At 72.3% G+C, this 16,048-nt stretch carries 16 protein-coding genes; 5 read left to right on the top strand and 11 right to left on the bottom strand.

Annotated elements, in window-relative coordinates; translation table 11 throughout:
* Positions 1-53 precede the first annotated feature (53 nt).
* The 5 genes from AB0J69_RS39615 to AB0J69_RS39595 form a co-directional block, all read right to left on the bottom strand.
* The gene (locus tag AB0J69_RS39615) at positions 54-713 is read right to left on the bottom strand and encodes a lysophospholipid acyltransferase family protein (RefSeq protein WP_364128695.1); all 660 of its coding nucleotides are present in this window, start codon (positions 711-713) and stop codon (positions 54-56) included.
* Between the two features lie 299 nt (positions 714-1,012).
* Complete coding sequence (locus tag AB0J69_RS39610; protein ID WP_364128693.1) at positions 1,013-1,609, bottom strand: CoA pyrophosphatase; 597 nt, start codon at positions 1,607-1,609, stop codon at positions 1,013-1,015.
* A gap of 12 nt (positions 1,610-1,621) precedes the next feature.
* A complete protein-coding gene (locus AB0J69_RS39605; RefSeq protein WP_364128690.1) occupies positions 1,622-2,371 on the bottom strand; it encodes a hypothetical protein in 750 nt (249 codons plus the stop codon).
* A gap of 150 nt (positions 2,372-2,521) precedes the next feature.
* Positions 2,522-2,833 carry a hypothetical protein gene (locus AB0J69_RS39600; protein ID WP_364128688.1) on the bottom strand — a complete coding sequence of 104 codons (312 nt, stop codon included), beginning with the start codon at positions 2,831-2,833 and terminating at the stop codon, positions 2,522-2,524.
* 86 nt (positions 2,834-2,919) lie between these two features.
* The gene (locus AB0J69_RS39595; protein WP_364128686.1) at positions 2,920-4,995 is read right to left on the bottom strand and encodes an ATP-binding domain-containing protein; all 2,076 of its coding nucleotides are present in this window, start codon (positions 4,993-4,995) and stop codon (positions 2,920-2,922) included.
* A 66-nt stretch (positions 4,996-5,061) separates the two neighbouring features.
* On the opposite strand from AB0J69_RS39595, the gene AB0J69_RS39590 reads away from it, so the two are divergent.
* Complete coding sequence (locus AB0J69_RS39590) at positions 5,062-5,673, top strand: TetR family transcriptional regulator (RefSeq protein WP_364128684.1); 612 nt, start codon at positions 5,062-5,064, stop codon at positions 5,671-5,673.
* A gap of 92 nt (positions 5,674-5,765) precedes the next feature.
* On the opposite strand, the gene AB0J69_RS39585 is transcribed toward AB0J69_RS39590, so the two are convergent.
* Together AB0J69_RS39585 and AB0J69_RS39580 are read right to left on the bottom strand one after the other, a co-directional pair.
* Positions 5,766-6,191 (bottom strand): DUF4440 domain-containing protein, encoded by a 426-nt coding sequence (locus AB0J69_RS39585; RefSeq protein WP_364128682.1) that lies wholly within the window; start codon positions 6,189-6,191, stop codon positions 5,766-5,768.
* Positions 6,188-7,027, bottom strand: coding sequence for an NAD(P)H-binding protein (locus AB0J69_RS39580; RefSeq protein ID WP_364128680.1), 840 nt, complete (start codon positions 7,025-7,027; stop codon positions 6,188-6,190). The genes AB0J69_RS39585 and AB0J69_RS39580 overlap by 4 nt, the downstream gene beginning before the upstream one ends.
* Positions 7,028-7,098: 71 nt before the next feature.
* Between AB0J69_RS39580 and AB0J69_RS39575 the strand changes: the two genes are divergently transcribed.
* Together AB0J69_RS39575 and AB0J69_RS39570 are read left to right on the top strand one after the other, a co-directional pair.
* A complete protein-coding gene (locus tag AB0J69_RS39575; RefSeq protein WP_364128677.1) occupies positions 7,099-8,070 on the top strand; it encodes an AraC family transcriptional regulator in 972 nt (323 codons plus the stop codon).
* A gap of 235 nt (positions 8,071-8,305) precedes the next feature.
* A complete protein-coding gene (locus AB0J69_RS39570) occupies positions 8,306-9,955 on the top strand; it encodes a SulP family inorganic anion transporter (RefSeq protein WP_364128817.1) in 1,650 nt (549 codons plus the stop codon).
* 192 nt (positions 9,956-10,147) lie between these two features.
* On the opposite strand, the gene AB0J69_RS39565 is transcribed toward AB0J69_RS39570, so the two are convergent.
* From AB0J69_RS39565 to AB0J69_RS39555, 3 genes are all read right to left on the bottom strand, one after another.
* The gene (locus tag AB0J69_RS39565; protein WP_364128674.1) at positions 10,148-11,194 is read right to left on the bottom strand and encodes a tyrosine-type recombinase/integrase; all 1,047 of its coding nucleotides are present in this window, start codon (positions 11,192-11,194) and stop codon (positions 10,148-10,150) included.
* A gap of 64 nt (positions 11,195-11,258) precedes the next feature.
* Complete coding sequence (locus tag AB0J69_RS39560; RefSeq protein WP_364128672.1) at positions 11,259-12,914, bottom strand: acetolactate synthase large subunit; 1,656 nt, start codon at positions 12,912-12,914, stop codon at positions 11,259-11,261.
* Between the two features lie 509 nt (positions 12,915-13,423).
* Positions 13,424-13,630 (bottom strand): hypothetical protein, encoded by a 207-nt coding sequence (locus tag AB0J69_RS39555; RefSeq protein ID WP_364128669.1) that lies wholly within the window; start codon positions 13,628-13,630, stop codon positions 13,424-13,426.
* A 198-nt stretch (positions 13,631-13,828) separates the two neighbouring features.
* Between AB0J69_RS39555 and msrB the strand changes: the two genes are divergently transcribed.
* Positions 13,829-14,284, top strand: a complete 456-nt coding sequence (msrB, locus tag AB0J69_RS39550; protein WP_364128815.1) for a peptide-methionine (R)-S-oxide reductase MsrB — start codon at positions 13,829-13,831, stop codon at positions 14,282-14,284.
* A gap of 64 nt (positions 14,285-14,348) precedes the next feature.
* Entirely contained in the window at positions 14,349-14,810 is a 462-nt protein-coding gene (gene msrA / locus AB0J69_RS39545; RefSeq protein WP_364128814.1) for a peptide-methionine (S)-S-oxide reductase MsrA, read from the top strand.
* 209 nt (positions 14,811-15,019) lie between these two features.
* Here the strand turns inward: msrA and AB0J69_RS39540 are convergent, their stop codons facing one another.
* Complete coding sequence (locus tag AB0J69_RS39540) at positions 15,020-15,778, bottom strand: TetR/AcrR family transcriptional regulator (RefSeq protein ID WP_364128666.1); 759 nt, start codon at positions 15,776-15,778, stop codon at positions 15,020-15,022.
* Positions 15,779-16,048 lie beyond the last annotated feature (270 nt).

The raw sequence follows: 16,048 nt of genomic DNA, 5'->3' as shown, positions 1-16,048 counted from the left end.
CTGATCAGCCCCCTGCTCTTCGACGACAGGTCTCCGAGCCTAGCGGCGTCGAATCAGGACATACCATTCGAGGCCTTGAAGCTCGTGGCATACGTCGGAACGTATTCCTGGCCGGACAACTTCTGGATGGCCGCCATGATCTCGTCGGTCACCTGCCGCCGGTCGCGCGCCTTGGTGTGGTCGCCCTCGAACCGCATGGGCGCCCCGATGGCGATGCCGATGCTCGCGGGCCTGGGCACCTTCGCCCCGACGGGCAGCACCTTCTCGGTGCCGCTGAGCGCCACGGGCAGCACCGGCGCGCCGGTCTTGAGCGCCAGCCAGGCCACCCCGATCTTGCCGCGGTAGAGGCGGCCGTCGGGGGAGCGGGTGCCCTCGGGGTGGATGCCGAACAGCTCGCCCCGCTCCAGCAGCGCGGCGGCCTCGTCGAGCATGACCTGCGCGGAGTGGGCGCTCTCGCGGTCGATCGGCAGGCTCCCGCCCAGGCGCATGAAGAAGCCGGAGACCGGGTTGCCCGAGAAGTACTCGTTCTTGGCGGTGAACGTCACGTGCCTGGGCAGCAGCGCCGGCAGCAGGAACGAGTCGAGCACGGAGAGGTGGTTGGCGGCCAGGATCGCGGGGCCGGTCCTCGGCACGTGCGCCGCACCCGAGATTTGCGGCCGGCACATCGCGTGGGCGAGCGGCGCGGAGGCGAACTTGACCACTTCGTACAGCAACGAGCTCTCCTGATCATCGGGCGGGCGGCCACCCCACAATAAGGCAGGCGCCCCGCAGGTGTGGCGGGACGCCTGGGAAAAGCTGTTAGGCCGATGTGGCGGTCGCCTCCTCGGCGAGATGCACAACACGGCTCCAGCCGAACGGTATTCCGTGAAGGCGGTAATTTGCGGCCCGGGGGACACAGACCACATCGGCACCTTGAGTTAAGCACACGGTCCGGCCCTGGGGGTAATCCTGGCCCCCGTCCGGGGGCAATCGTGGCCTCCGTACGGGGAACGCGTGACCTGGCGGGCGGCGGTCAGGTCCTCGTCCAGTGCGGTTGCGCCACGTCGAAGACCCGCTGCTCCCGCCCCCGCAGCGCCACCTCCGCGAACTGCCACAGGATCGCCCCCGTCGGCGCGTGGATCACGATGGACGGCCCCAGCGGCATCTGCAGCAGATCGCCCCGCCAGCGCGGCACCCCGGGCGCCAGGAACCGCTCCAGCGGCACCGCGTGCACCGAGGCCACCTCGCGCGGGTCGGGCACCGGCTCCTGGTGACCCCCGAACGCCACCACCGGCGTGATCACGAACCCCGAGTCGGTGACGAAGTCGTCGAGCAGCCCGGCCACCTCGACCCCGGTGATGCCGGTCTCCTCGGCCAGCTCCCGCAGCGCCGCCTCCACCGGCTGCTCCCCGTCGTCGGCCCGCCCGCCGGGCAGCGCCCACTGCCCGGGGTTGCGGCCGCGGGCGGCCCGCCTGATCACGACGACGTACGGGCTGCGCTCGGCGTCCTCCAGCACGCACACGGTGACGGCGGCCCGGCGCACCCCTCCGGCCGGCGGGACCTGCCGGCGGTCGAAGGCGGCCAGACGGGCGGTGATCTGCGCGCGCAGCTCGTCGATGGGCGAAAGCACATGTCAAGGATCTCACGGAGGCGTGCGCGGGAGCCGTACCTCCACCCGCAACCCGCCCTCGGGCCGCGCCGAGGCCGTCACCCGGCCGCCGTGCGCGGCCACGATGGCCCGGACGATGGACGGGCCCAGGCCCGCCCCTTGGAGGAGCGCACCCGGTCGCCCTGCATCCGGCTGAGCGGCACGAACAGGCCCTCCACCTCGTACGGCGGCACCGGCGGCCCGGTGTTCTCCACGACGATCGAGGCGCCCCCGTGCTCCCTCCTCAGGATGAGCCGGACCGCACCGGCCCGCACGTTGTACTTGATCGCGTTCTCCAGCTGGGTTGAACAGGCACCGCTCCAGGAACAGCGGATCCCCCTGCACCAGCACCGGCCGCAGGTCCTGGTGCAGCGTGACGGGCCGCCGGCGCGAGCGCAGGTCGGTCTGCTCCAGCACGGTGCGCACGACCTGCTCCAGGTCCACCGTCTTGCGCGCGGCGAGCTGCTGCTCGGACTGCGCGAGCAGCAGCAGGCCCTCGATGAGCCGCTCGTAGCGGGCGTTGCCGCCCAGGAGCGCCCTGGCCAGCGCCTTCATGTCCTCCGAGGCGGCCGGCTCCTCCAGCACCGTACGGTTGACGGCCGGCGGCGTACGCGGCTCGTGCATCGTGCTCCCCGACAGCCGCCGCGCCGTCTCGGTCACCCGGTCCAGCGGCCGCAGCGCCTGGTCGGCCACCACGTAGCCGAGCGGCAGCGCGATGATCCCGGCCAGGATCATCACCAGCATGACGAGCGCACCATCTCGCTGAGCACGCTGTCGGCCCGGTATTGGACCTCCGCCCGGAAGACCATGTCCCCGTGGAGCACCTGCGGCGGGGGCTGGGGGGCGCCGCCCGCCTGTCGCCCACGGTGGCCCTGGCCACCGCCTGACCCCCGCTCATCCCGGGGTCAGCAGGATGCTGAGCACCGTGCCGAGGAGCATGCCCGCGCCCGCGGCGATGGCGGCCCACCGGCCGAGGGGCTCGCCGCGGGTGTGGCCGACGATGCCCAGCACGACGCCCGCCAGGCCGAACAGGACCGGGACGAACAGCACGGCCACCGCGGCGCAGACGAATCCGATGATCGACAGGACCTGATCGCTCACCCGGGGCCGCTGCGCCGGCGCCGGGCGGGGCGACCAGGCGGCCGTGCCGTCGGCGGCGTCGTGGGGCTGGTCGTCGCCCTGCGGCGGGTCCTGCGAAGAGGTCACGGGGGGCTCCTCTCACGACGGGAACCACATCACACACCCGAACGAGAGGCCCTGTCGAGCCATCCGTTCCCGGACATCTGCCCATTTCAGGCGGCTTCTGCCGGACGGGAAAGCTGCGGCGGGAGCGGGCGGGCGTGCACGACGTCGAGGCGGGAGACAGCGCGGGTGAGGGCGACGTACAGGCGGTTGAGGCCGCGCCGCTCCGCCTCGGCGATGGCGGCGGGCTCGGCCACGACGACGTGGTCGTACTCCAGGCCCTTGCACAGCGAGGCGGGCAGCACGCCGATCCGGCCGGCCACGTCCAGACCCTCGTCCCACAGCGCGGAGGTGAGCGCCTCCACGTCGGCGTCCGCGGCGATCACCCCGATCGAGCCCTCGAACTCCAGCGCCTCGCGCACCGCCGCCACTACGCCCTTCTCCAGCTTCGCCACCCGGGTCACCCGCAGCCGCCCGTCCGACCGGTACGAGCGCGTCGCCGGCACCTCGGTGCCGAGCGCCGCCAGCAGCGTGTTGGCCAGCTCCACCACGGCCGCCGGCACCCGGAAGCCGGTCGTCAGCGCGATGACCTCGCCGTCCGGCTTGCCGAGGAGCTCCATGCGCTCGGGCCAGGACGTCGCGGCCCATGGCGTGGTGCCCTGCGCCAGATCGCCCAGCACGGTCAGCGAGCCGTGCTCGCTGCGCCTGGCCACGGCCCGGCACTCCATGGGGGACAGGTCCTGGGCCTCGTCCACGATGACGTGCCCGTAGCCGCGCGGGCGCTCGATGAGGGCGGCGATCTCGTCGAGCAGCACCAGGTCGGCGGCCGACCACTTCGCGCTCTTGGCGCTGCGGGGCGGCCTGGCCCAGGTGAGGGCGGCACGCTCGGCATCGGTCAGCACGCCCTGCGCCGGGTCCCGCCCGCCCTCGCCGCGCGCCGGGTCGCGCCCGTCCTGCGCCCCGCCTGATGGCCCGCCCGAGGGCCCGTTCGACGGTCCGGCCGAGGGCCCATTTGATGGCCCGCGCAGGACCTCGTACAGGACCTCCTCCGGTTTGACGGCCGGCCAGACGGTGTCCAGCCATGCGGTGACACCGCGGCCGATCTTGCGGAGCCAGGCCGCGTTCGCCGGGTGACCGCGGGCCTCGGCGTGGCGGCGGATCGTCTCGACCACGCGGGCCCGGACCCGTTCGCGGCCCGTGCCGTACGGGAGGGACGTGCGCCGGGTGTCGTCCACGATGCGGCGCAGCTCGTCCTCGTACACCCGCCACCGGTAGGACCCGTCCGGCACCTCGACCGGCTCGACCGGCTTGCGGATCCGCCCGTACAGCGCCTTCCGCAGCACCTCGGCCATGCGCACGTCGTGCTTGACGACGGCCGTGGCCTCGTCGTCCGCCCCCGTGACGGGGACGCGGCCCAGCAGCCGTTCCAGCGTCGTCTGCTCGACGTCCATCTCCCCGAGCGTGGGGAGCACGGCCGAGATGTAGCCGAGGAAGGCGCGGTTGGGGCCCAGCACCAGCACGCCGCCGCGTTCCAGGCGCCGGCGGTGGGCGTACAGCAGGTAGGCGGCCCGGTGCAGGCCGACGGCGGTCTTGCCGGTGCCGGGCGCGCCCTGGACGCAGATCGAGGTGTCCAGCTCGGCGCGTACGAGGTCGTCCTGCTCCGGCTGGATGGTGGCGACGATGTCGCGCATGGGGCCGACGCGGGGGCGTTCGATCTCGGCGGCCAGGATCTTGCTCCCGCCCTCCTCGCCCCGCGCGAGCCGCTCGTCCTCGAACCCGGTCAGCGTGGTGCCCTGCCAGCCGAACCGGCGCCGCACGTCGACGCCCTGGGGGTCGCGCGCGCTGGCCCGGTAGAAGGCCCGCGCGACGGGCGCGCGCCAGTCGATCACCACGGGCGGGCCCCCGTGCTCGCCGGTGATGTGCCGCCTGCCGATGTGGTACGCGCGCCCGTGGTGCTCGGCCGAACCCGGGCCGAAGTCGAGCCGGCCGAAGAACGGCGGCCCGTCCGGCTCCTCGCTCAGCTCCTTGGCCAGGCTCTTGAGGTGCCGGCCCAGCCGTTCGGCGCTGTAGCGGTCGCCGGCCACGGACTCACCGACGATCACGTTGTACCGCGCGCCCTCCAGCATCCTGCGCAGGCCGGCCCGGCAACGTTCGACGTATTCCCTCTCGTCCTCGAGCGTTCCCATCACACCTCCTAAAGCGTTAACTCGGTTAAGAGATTAACCAGGTTAACACTTTGATAGGGTGTGCTCATGACGGGACTGCGGGAGCTGCAGCGGCAGCGCGTGCACGAGGCCATCTCGACGGCGGCCATCACGCTCTTCCTGGCGCGCGGCTTCGACGAGGTGCCGGTGACGGAGGTCGCGGCGGCGGCGGGGGTGTCGAAGCCGACGCTGTTCAAGTACTTCCCGACCAAGGAGGACCTCGTGCTGCACCGGATCGCCGACCACCTGGGCGAGCCGGCCCGGGTGGTGCGCGGCCGGGGCCCGGGGGAGCGGCCGCTGCGGGCGCTGCGCCGCCACTTCCTCGACGGGCTGGCGCGGCGCGATCCCGTCACGGGGCTCAACGACCATCCGGAGGTGCTGGCCTACCACCGGATGGTGTTCGCCACCCCCAGCCTGCTGGCCCGGGTCCACCAGTACATGTCGCTGGACGAGGAGGCCCTGGCCGAGGCGCTCGCGGAGACCGCGGACGACCTGACCGCCCGGCTCGTGGCGGGGCAGGTGCTGGCCGCGCAGCGGGTGCTGGCCCGGCGCAACTGGCAGCTGCTGGCCGATGGGCGGCCGCTGGCCGAGGTGGAGGCGGAGGCGGTACGGGCGGCGGAGCGCGCGTTCGACCTGCTCCCCGACGCCGCCCCCGCGTGACGCTTGCGGTCCGACGCCGCCCCTCGTGGCGCTTGCGGTCCGACGCCGCCCCTCGTGGCGCTCCAGGTCCGACGCCGCCCCCGCGTGACGCCTCAGGGGAGCCAGGTCTCGTGGAGGTGCAGCCAGCGCCAGGTCGGCACGGTCCGGAGCGCGGCGGTGGCCCGGCGTCCGGTGCCGCCGGGGCCCGTGTGGTGCCATTCCTCGTAGGTCACGACCAGCAGGTCACCCGAGGCGGCCACCACGTGCGCGTCCCTGATGCTGATCGTCAGGCCGGGCGCGTCACCGTAGGCCGCCCCGACCGCGGCCAGCACCTCGTCCAGCCGCAGCACCGCCCCGTCGGGCCCGGCCAGGGTGAAGCCGGGCGCGTGGGCGCCGGCGAAGGCGGCGAACTCCGCGCGGTCGGCGGCGCCGGTCAGCCAGCGCTCGATCAGCCGGTGATGGCGCGCCACCTCCCGATACGCGGCGTCCGCCATGGGGTGTCCGCTCGTGCCCGGCTCGCTCGTGCCCGGCTCGCTCATGCCGGGCCCCAGTGCTGGGCGGCGGTCCAGTCGCGCAGAGGTGTCAGGCGGAGGCCGAGCCGCTCCTCGACGTCGGGCGGCGCGTCGAAGAAGTCGCCGGCGTCGCGGATCCACCGGTACGTGGCGGCCACCTCCGCGGCCGTCCCCGGCCCGGCCACCAGCGCCAGGGCGGTGGCGAACTCGGCCACGTCCTGCTCCTCGTACCGGACGCCCGGCCGCACCATGGCCGCCAGCTCCGGGCCCGTCACCGCGTCCGGGCCGCCCAGGTCCAGCGTGGCGCCCTCCAGCCCGTCCCGGACGAGCACCGCCGCCGTCGCGGCGCCCAGATCGGCGTGCGAGAGCCAGGGCACCGCCACGCCCGCCGGCAGCGGGTAGCGCAGCACCCCGGGCCCGGCCACCCAGGGGGCCAGCAGGTTGTCGGCGTAGAGCGGCGGGCGCAGCACCACCGTGGGCACGCCGCTGTCGAGCAGTGCGGCCGCCGCCCGCCGGCGCGTCTCGAACGCCGCCACCCCCGTCGCCACCGCGGGCAGCCGGTTCCCCGTGTTGAACGCCAGCCGCCGCACCCCCGCCGCCCGTGCCCCGTCGATCAGGTGGCGGACGTACGCCGAGACCGTGGGCGCGTCGTACACCATGGGCAGCACCACCGAGGCGTGCGTCACCCCGTCGAACGCCTCCTTGACCTGCTGCGCGTCCCCCAGGTGGCCCAGGAAGGGCCGTACCCCGTCGGGGACCTTCCCGTTGCGGGAGAAGCCGCGGACCTCGTGCCCCTGCGCGGCCAGCTGGCGGGCGACGGCGCCGCCCTGGGCGCCCGAGGCGCCGATCACCAGGAATCTCATGGGAGCCAGTCTGCTGAGAGCCTGGCAATACGCTCTATAAAGAGAAATCCCCGAGTATTTAAGGATCGTCCATGGACGGTGACCTGCTGAGCGAGTTGCTGGCCCCGTTGCGGCTGCGCGGTGTGTTTCACAGCCGCTGGACGGCCCGGGCGCCGTGGGGTGTGGCGGGGGAGCGGGAGAGCTGTGCCCTGCTGCACTACGTGCGGGAGGGGTGTTGCGTGGTCGAGCTGCCGGGTGCGGATCCGGTGCGGCTGGGGGCGGGGGAGCTCGCCGTGTTCCCGCACGGGGCGGCCCATCGGCTGGCCGACGCGCCGGGGCGGGCGGTGGTGCCGCTGGAGAGCGTGCTGCCGGGGCGGGAGCCGGGCTCGGCGCGTACGGTGTCGATCGACGGGCCGGGGCCGCTGACCACCATGCTCTGCGGCGGGCTGCACTACTCCGCGGCCGCCGCGGCGCCCCTGTACCGGGCGCTGCCGCAGGTGCTCGTGCTCGACCGTACGGCGGTGGCGAGCGAACCACTGCTCGGCGACCTGCTCGGACGGCTGGCCGGCGGCGACGCCGGTGCGGCCGGAGAGCGGGGCGCCGGTGCGGCGGGAGAGTGGGGCGCCGGTGGGCCCGGGGTGGAGATCGTGGCGTTGCGGGCGTTCGAGCTGGCCTTCGTGCTGGCCCTGCGCGCGGCCCTGGCGAACCTGGCCCGCGACGAGCCGGTCCTGCGTGCCCTGCGGGATCCGGCCGTCGGGGCGGCGCTGCTGGCCGTACAGACCAGGTTCGCCGAGCCCTGGACGGTGGAGAGGCTGGCGGCCGAGGCGGGGATGTCGCGGTCGGCGTTCGCGGCGGCCTTCCGCGAGCTCGTCGGCGAGCCGCCGATGCGGCACCTGACCGCGCGCCGGATGCAGGAGGCCGCCCGGCTCCTGGCCGAGACCTCGCTCCCGCACAGCGCCATCGCGCTGCGCGTCGGTTACCAGTCGACCGTCGGGTTTCACCTCGCATTCAGACAATGGCACGGTTTCACGCCTGGCGAATATCGCCGAGGCGCCGAAGTTTAAGCAGGTGGGAGGGGGTGTACTTGATATCCTGACACCTCTTCACCAATTGCAAAAGTATGCAATTGGGGACAATGCGGGGTTGGCTTTACGTAGAGGGAGTGATGGTGACAGGACCTTTCACGGCCGCATGCAATCACAGAAACGAACTGAACGGTGACACAACGTGAACACCGTGATCCATGCGGTCTGGAGCCGCGTACGCTCAGTACTGCCCGAACGCGCCGCCTGGGCGGCGATGCGCCACCGCCCCCGCAACGACCTGCTGGCCGGGCTCACCGTGGCGATCGTCGCGCTGCCGCTGGCGCTGGGGTTCGGCATATCCTCCGGCCTCGGGGCCGCCTCCGGCCTGGCCACGGCCGTGGTCGCCGGATCGCTCGCCGCGCTGTTCGGCGGCTCGGCGCTGCAGGTGTCGGGCACCAGCGGCGCGATGACCGTCGTGCTCATGCCCATCATGAGCACCCACGGCGCCGCCGGCGTGCTGATGGTCGGCCTGCTGGCCGGGCTGCTGCTCATGGCGCTCGCCCTGGCCCGCGCCGGCCGCTACATGGCGCTCGTCCCCGCGCCCGTGGTCGCCGGGTTCACCGTCGGCATCGCGTTCGTGATCGGCCTGCAGCAGATACCCCATGCCCTCGGCGTGCCGCCCCACGACAGTGACAAGGTCGCCGTGGTGGCCTGGCACGCCGTCATGGACTTCCTCGCCAGACCACACTGGTGGGCCATGTCCGTCACCCTCATCGTGGCCGCCGCGCTGCTGGTGGGCGCCAGCCTCCGGCCGACCGTGCCGTTCTCGCTGGTCGCCGTGGTCGTCGTCACTCTCGTCGCCGAGCTGGCCGAGCTGCCGCTGGCCAGGATCGGCCACCTGCCCGCCGGGCTGCCGGCGCCGTCGCTGGACTTCCTGGATCCCCGGATGTTGCCGGCCCTGGTCGCCCCGGCCATCGCGGTGGCCGCGCTGGCGGCGCTGGAGTCGCTGCTGTCGGCCGCCGTGGCGGACAACATGGCCGACAACACGCAAGGGGGCGATCGGGTCGTCCGCCACCGGCATGATCCCGACAGGGAGCTGTTCGGTCAGGGCATCGCCAACCTCGTCACGCCGCTGTTCGGCGGCATGCCCGGCACCGGCGCCATCGTACGCACCGCCGTCAACGTCCGCTCCGGGGCCGGCTCCCGGCTGGCGGCGCTGTCCCACGCGGTCATCCTGGGCGGGATCGTCTACCTCCTGGCGGGGCTCGTCGCCAAGATCCCGCTCGCCGCGCTGGCCGGGGTGCTGCTGGCCACGTCGGTGCGCATGGTCGAGAAGGACGCGGTGCGGGCCATGTTCCGCTCCACCAGGAGCGACGGCGCGGTGCTCGTGCTCACCGCCGTGGGCACGCTGACGCTCGACACCGTGCTGGCCGTCATCCTCGGGCTGGTGGTGGCGGGAGCGCTGGCGCTGCGGGCGATCGCGCGGAACGTACGCTTCGACCAGGAGCCGCTCCGCCACGACCTGCAGCCGCAGCACACGGTGGAGGAGCACGCGCTGCTCGCCGAGCACATCGTCACCTACCGGCTGGACGGGCCGCTGTTCTTCGCCGCCGCCCATCGGTTCCTGCTGGAGATGTCGGAGGTGACCGACGTGTCGGTGGTGGTGCTGCGGATGAGCCGGGTCACCACCATCGACGCCAGCGGGGCGCTGGTGCTGGGCGACGCCGTCGAACGGCTCGAGAGGCGCGGGATCATGGTGTACGTCTCGGGCATCCCCGACGGGCACCACCAGCCGCTGGAGGCCCTCGGGGTGATCGCCCGGCTGGACCGGGAAGGGCGCGTGTTCGCCACGACGGACGGGGCCATCGCGGCGGCCCGCGAACGCCTCCACAGCACCGGCATCGTGCCCCGCCTGGCCGGCTGACCCCCTCGCCCACCGCCCGGGCACGGCACGTTCCCTGCCCGGGGCCTGTGGGCTCCGCGGCACGGGGTCGCGCGGTTCCCCGGCTCCGCGCCTCCTCGACGGCGTCGTTCCGGTCCCGCGCATCCTGCTTATGGGGGAGCCGCAGCTGTGCGGCTCCCCGGCTCCGCCGCTCGCGCCGGCTCCGCCTCAGCCTCAGTCTCGCCGCCTCTGCCTCGCCGCCTCAGCCTCTGCGCGGCCGCCGGTCGTCTTCCGTCGGTGCGCTGTTCGCGCCCCAGAAGCCGCGCGCGACGGGGGAGGCGCAAGCGCGAGCGGGGGGCCGATGAGTAGTGGGCCGGCCGCGCTCGGCAAGGGTGGGATGCCAGCCAGGCGGAGGGGGAGCGGGGCGCTACGGCTCGGTGGGGCCGGGTCAGGCGAGGGGGCGGGCGGTGGGGAGGCGGAGGCGGTCGACGGCCTCGCGACGGGTGCGCTCCGGCCGGCGGTCGTACCGGGCCGTGGTGGCCGGGGACGAGTGCCCCACCAGGGCCTGCGCCGTCGCCAGGTCCACGCCCGCAGCCGCCCCGCCTTGCTGATCGGGCTGAACAGCGCTCCCGGAGCGGTCCCGCGTACCGCCAGCCAGCGCTCCACCAGCCCGATCGCGTCGGTGGTGAGGTAGACCATGCGCTCCTTGTCCCGCTTGCCGCGCACCCGCAGCGAGAGCGCCCCCGGGTCGTAGTCGGCCAGCGCCAGCCCGCCGAGCTCGGCGCGGCGGCAGCCGGTCGAGTAGAGGACGGCGATCAGCGCCGCGTCGCGCACCCCGGCGGGCGAGTCGTCGCACGCCGACAGGGCCGCCCCGACCACCTCGGGCGGGACGTGGTGCCCGGTGGGCAGGCGGCTCTGGCGTACCGGGGCCAGGTCGGAGGCGCGGGCGAGGTCCTCCGCGCTCGTCTGGCCGAGCCGCCACGCCTCCTTGAGCACCCGGCGCAGCGCGACCAGGTGCTTGTTGACGTACGCGGCCGACCAGCCCTGGTCGGTGAGCATCGTCCGGATGCGTACGGTGTGCTCGTAACGCAGCAGGTGCCACGGCTGGCCCGCGCCCGTCGCGCTCTCGTCGCCGGTGAGCAGGCGCGCCAGCCGGTCGAGGCAGCCGCGCATGGTGCGGCGCGACTCGGGGCTGGTCAGGGAGTCGAGATAGACGTGGTACGGGTGGCGTGCCGGCTCGACCGGCAGCGCCCCCGGCTCGGTCACCGCAGGCAGGCTCACCTGGACGATCTTAGAACGGTCCGGCCGGCGCGGCCATGCGACAGCCCACTGCCCGGCCGCAACCTCAGAACGGCCCGGTGAGCTCGCCCAGCTTGTCGGTCAGCCCGAGGTTCGCGGAGTAGTCGACCGGCACCGCGATCACCGACACCACGTCGTCGGCCAGCGCCTGGCGCAGCGTCGGCAGCAGCTCGTCCGCGCTGTTGACCCGGTAGCCGCGCGCCCCGAAGCTCTCGGCGTACTTCACGAAGTCGGGATTGCCGAACGCCACGTTGGAGTCGCGCCCCAGCTCCAGGTCCATCTTCCACTCGATCAGCCCGTACGCGCCGTCCACCCACACCAGCACCACGAACGGGATCCGCTCCCGCACGGCGGTCTCCAGCTCCTGCGAGTTCATCAGGAACGCCCCGTCGCCCGTCGCCGCCACCACGCGTCGCCGCGGGAAGGCCAGCTTGGCGGCCAGCGCGCCCGGCACCGAGAACCCCATGGACGACAGCCCGTTGGAGACCAGCATCGTGTTCGGCTCGTACGTCGGGTACATGCGGGCCATCCACATCTTCACCGCCCCCGTGTCGGCCAGCACGATGTCCTCGCGCCCCATGGCCTCGCGCAGATCGGCCACCACGCGGCGCGGCGACAGAGGGAACCCGTTCTCGGACCGCCCCTGCTCCAGCTCCTCCCGTATCATGCGGCGGATCTTCTCGCCGGTGCCGTTGATCTCGAACCGCCGGTGCACGGCGTCGCCGAGCGCGTGCAACGACCGCGAGATGTCCCCCTGCACGCCGACCGCCACCGGGTAGTGGTCGTCCACCTCGGCCGGGAACTGGTGAATATGGATGATCTTCTTGTCCCGCGTCGGGTTGATCTTGACCGGGTCGAACTCCTGCAGCTCGTACCCGACGCTGATCAGCACATCGGCCTCGTCGAAGCCGAAGTTCACGTAGTCGTGCCGCATGAACCCCACCGCGCCCAGCGCGTGCCGGTGGTCGTCGGGGAAGACGCCCTTGCCGTTGTACGTGGTCGCCACCGGCAGCCCGAGCCGCTCGGAGAAGCGCACCAGCGCCTGCGAGGCTCGCGCGCGGGTGGCTCCGTGCCCGGCCAGCACGATCGGCCTGCGCGCGGTGGCCAGCACGTCGGCCGCGCGGGCGATCTGCGCGGGGGAGGGGTCCTGGGGGCGTACGACGTTGACGGGGAGCGGGCGCAGACCCGCGGGGAGCGGCGCGGACTCGACGTCCTCGGGGATGGCCAGGTAGACGGCGCCCGGCCGCTCGGTCTGGGCGGTCTTGAACGCCTTGCGGATCATCTCGGGCAGCGCCTGGGGCGCGGGCGCGAGCTCGGACCACTTGGTGATCGGCCTGAACAGCGACACCAGGTCCACCACCTGGTGCGACTCCTTGTAGATGCGGTCGAGCCCGACCTGCGCCGTGATCGCGACCACCGGGGTGCTGTTGGTGGTGGCGTCGGCCACGCCGAGCTGCAGGTTGATCGCACCGGGGCCCAGCGTGGCCGATGCCACCCCCGCCTTGCCGGTGAGCCTGCCGTAGATCTCGGCCATGAAGGACGCGCCCTGCTCGTGGCGTACGAGGACGTAGCGGATGGAGGAGTCCTTGAGCGCGTCGACGAAGTGGATGTTCTCCTCGCCCGGGATGCCGAAGACGTACTCGACGCCCTCGGCTTCCAGGGCCTGCACGATGAGCCGGGCCGCGGTGGCCTGCGCTGACATGCGAAACGCCTTCTTCCATGAATGACTGCTTTCCTGACCAGCACGGGAAGCCCGCCGTTCATTCCATGACGGGCTTCACCTGGGGTCGTTGGCCGAGGTTGGTTCCCATGGGCCGCCGATGGCCCTGCGACGGCCCGGGCGCCGTCCGTTCTGTCGCTGGAGCGCGCCTCACCCGGACGGCTCGAGGTTGGGAATCATGGTTGTGGCTGTGATGCCTGATAGGCGCGGACGCGGCAGGCGGTGGAGCAGTGTCGGGGGCGCCGGCCGGTGGTGGGCTGGCGGAAGAGGCGGCCGCATTCTGTTGCCTCGCATGGTGTTTCGTTCCTGCGATCAGGGCCCGGATCTCGCAGATCACGGTGAGCGACCTCAGCCTGCGCGTCCCCAGGCCGCCGGGCAACGACGAGATCATTCGTGCTGTGGCTGCCGCTCGTCAGCGGAGGTCCCGCAACGGCACATCAGAGGCAGACACCTGACGCGCACCAAGAGCCGCTCTCAACCAGAGAGGCCCATTAGCCGGACGGCGCGTACAGCGGGAAGAGTTGCTCGGCGGCCGTGCCCATCGAGGCCACCTGGCCGTCGTCCAGCCGGGCGGGGCGGCGCAGGCGGTGGTGCCCGACGTCGTGCCGCTCGCCTCGCCCGGCACGGTAGCGGTGCCCCTCCGCGAGCGGGGCCTGACGTGGCCGCTCTCGATCCGTCAGCCCCCCGGGCCGTAACATCCGGGAGCCGGGCCCTGCGGACGCTGCTCGACCTGATCGGGAAACCGGTCCTTACCAAAGCAGAACGACCGCGCAAGCGGCCGTCCGTAGGAATAGAACCGGCCCATGGAGTGTCTCTATCTCCGCGTCCAGGAGCGTTTCACCTGGTTCCCCAGCTTCGTGCCGAAAGGCCGGGAATGGAGAGCTGTGCCCCGGCAGATCCAGTACCACAAGAACCCGGAAGCCGTTTCGCGGCTCGACCCGGAGCAGTACCGCGTGACCCAGCAGGACGGCACCGAGCGCCCGTTCGCCAACGCCTACTGGGACAACCACGAGCCCGGCATCTACGTCGACGTCGTGTCCGGCGAGCCGCTGTTCGCGTCGGTCGACAAGTACGACAGCCACTCAGGCTGGCCGAGCTTCACCAAGCCGATCGCCAAGGCGAACGTCGTCGAACGCAAGGACTTCAGTCACGGGATGATCCGGGCGGAGGTCCGCTCGCTGCACGGGGACAGCCACCTCGGTCACGTCTTCGACGACGGTCCTCCCGACAGGGGTGGACTGCGCTACTGCATCAACTCCGCGTCGTTGCTGTTCATCCACCTCGACGACCTGGAGCAGGAGGGGTACGGCGAATACCGGACCCTGTTCACGAGTGACATCGACGACAAGTGACGACAAGTAAGGAGATGACGTGACCACCGAAAGGGCGATCCTCGCCGGCGGCTGTTTCTGGGGCATGGAGGAGTTGTTCCGCCACCAGCCCGGCGTCGTGTCCACGCGCGTCGGCTACAGCGGCGGTGACGTCCCGAACGCCACCTACCGCAACCACGGCACCCACGCGGAGTCCATCGAGGTCGTCTACGACCCCGACAAGACCGACTTCCGCGCGCTGCTCGAGTTCTTCTTCCAGGTGCACGACCCCTCGACGAAGAACCGCCAGGGCAACGACATCGGTACCAGCTACCGCTCGGCGATCTTCTACACCAGCGACGAGCAGAAGCGGGTTGCCGAGGACACCATCGCCGACGTCGACGCCTCGGGACTGTGGCCCGGCAAGGTCGTCACCGAGGTAACCCCGGCGGGCGACTTCTGGGAGGCCGAGCCCGAGCACCAGGACTACCTGCAGAAGTACCCCAACGGCTACACCTGCCATTTCCCCCGTCCCGGGTGGAAGCTCCCGAAGCGGGAAACGGCCTGACATATCCGGCGCGCGGACCCCGAGTCCGCGCGCCGGCGCGTATCCGGGAAAACGTAGGCGAGCAGAGCCCCGTGCGCGACTACCCCGAGGCGATCGCCGGGATCGGCCACGTCGAGCCCGTCCCGCGACGGGTCCGCGCCGTGGCCGGCGTGGCTACGGCGCTCGACACGACCCGCGCGATGCACATGGCGGAATGGCTGTACTACACGTCACCGCTTTCCAGCTCGACGAGGACGAAGCGATGGGATGAGCGCGGCGATGGCGTCCAGGATGCGGTCGAGCCCACGCCGGAACCGCTCCTCGGGGTCGAGGTGGGCAGTGCGGGCGTCGAGAACTGACCGGCTGAACAGGGGGAAGGCGCCGGATTCGACGACCTGGCGGACGTACGGTCCGATGTAGTCCCGCTTCCAGCGCTCGGGGTCCAGTCCGGTGCGGCGCGCCTCCTCCAGCCAGCCGATCTCGCGGCGGATCGCGCTGTGGATGTGGTCGTTGAGCATGTCGACGAAGCCGGTGATGTCGTCGATGTCGAGGCCGAGCCCGTCGAACGCGCCGAGCGCGAACTCGTGCACGCGCAGCAGGTTGGGGCCCAACGTCGGTCGGCTGGTGAGCAGCGTGATCAGCCAGGGATGGCGTAGGCCCGTGGCGCGGATCCGCCGGGCCAGCAGTGTCAGATCGCCTCGCCAGTCACCGGACGGGCCACCGGGGAACTCGACCTCGGCCATCGCCAGGTCGATCATGAGGTCGAACAGGTCGTCACGCCGGGGCACGTAGCGGTAGAGCGACATGGCGCCGGTGCCCAGCTCGCCCGCGATCCGCCGCATGGTCGCGGCCTCCACCCCTTCGGCGTCGGCGATCTGGACGGCCATTCGGGTGATCTGCTCGCGGCTGTAGCCGGGGCGCCGTCCCGGGCCGGTGCGCTCCTGCCGCTCCGGCTGCATCCAGATGCTGATCGGGTCCGCGTCGGCCATCCGTTCCTCCCCGTATTTGCGTACAGAGTACCTGAATGACTATGGTCCATTTCACGTACGAGGTACGCGAAATAGAGGAAGTGTGGATCGCTCTCTTCGCATGGAGGTGACCGGCGTCATGCTCGGCATGATCACAGCCCCCTCGACACCGTCAGCTTCCACGGCGCCTGGGAGTGCTTCGACGGCGACGGACAGCCGAAGAACCCGGTCTGCGCGGTCGCGGCCGCCAAGACCCTGCTGGACCAAGTGAGCTGGTGGGCGCGCATCCTG

This window comes from Nonomuraea sp. NPDC049709, from assembly GCF_040674815.1.
Classification (GTDB): Bacteria; Actinomycetota; Actinomycetes; order Streptosporangiales; family Streptosporangiaceae; genus Nonomuraea.
This window is presented reverse-complemented; position numbering and strand designations above follow the sequence as displayed.

Bases quoted from the DNA above. Each gene is read 5' to 3' on its own strand.
- AB0J69_RS39605 (WP_364128690.1), bottom strand. From the start codon at position 2,371: ATGCTGGTGATGATCCTGGCCGGGATCATCGCGCTGCCGCTCGGCTAC.
- AB0J69_RS39595 (WP_364128686.1), bottom strand. From the start codon at position 4,995: ATGGGAACGCTCGAGGACGAGAGGGAATACGTCGAACGTTGCCGGGCC.
- AB0J69_RS39590 (WP_364128684.1), top strand. From the start codon at position 5,062: ATGACGGGACTGCGGGAGCTGCAGCGGCAGCGCGTGCACGAGGCCATC.
- AB0J69_RS39585 (WP_364128682.1), bottom strand. From the start codon at position 6,191: ATGAGCGAGCCGGGCACGAGCGAGCCGGGCACGAGCGGACACCCCATG.
- AB0J69_RS39580 (WP_364128680.1), bottom strand. From the start codon at position 7,027: ATGAGATTCCTGGTGATCGGCGCCTCGGGCGCCCAGGGCGGCGCCGTC.
- AB0J69_RS39575 (WP_364128677.1), top strand. From the start codon at position 7,099: ATGGACGGTGACCTGCTGAGCGAGTTGCTGGCCCCGTTGCGGCTGCGC.
- AB0J69_RS39570 (WP_364128817.1), top strand. From the start codon at position 8,306: ATGCGCCACCGCCCCCGCAACGACCTGCTGGCCGGGCTCACCGTGGCG.
- AB0J69_RS39560 (WP_364128672.1), bottom strand. From the start codon at position 12,914: ATGTCAGCGCAGGCCACCGCGGCCCGGCTCATCGTGCAGGCCCTGGAA.
- AB0J69_RS39555 (WP_364128669.1), bottom strand. From the start codon at position 13,630: ATGTTACGGCCCGGGGGGCTGACGGATCGAGAGCGGCCACGTCAGGCC.
- msrA (WP_364128814.1), top strand. From the start codon at position 14,349: ATGGAGGAGTTGTTCCGCCACCAGCCCGGCGTCGTGTCCACGCGCGTC.
- AB0J69_RS39540 (WP_364128666.1), bottom strand. From the start codon at position 15,778: ATGGCCGACGCGGACCCGATCAGCATCTGGATGCAGCCGGAGCGGCAG.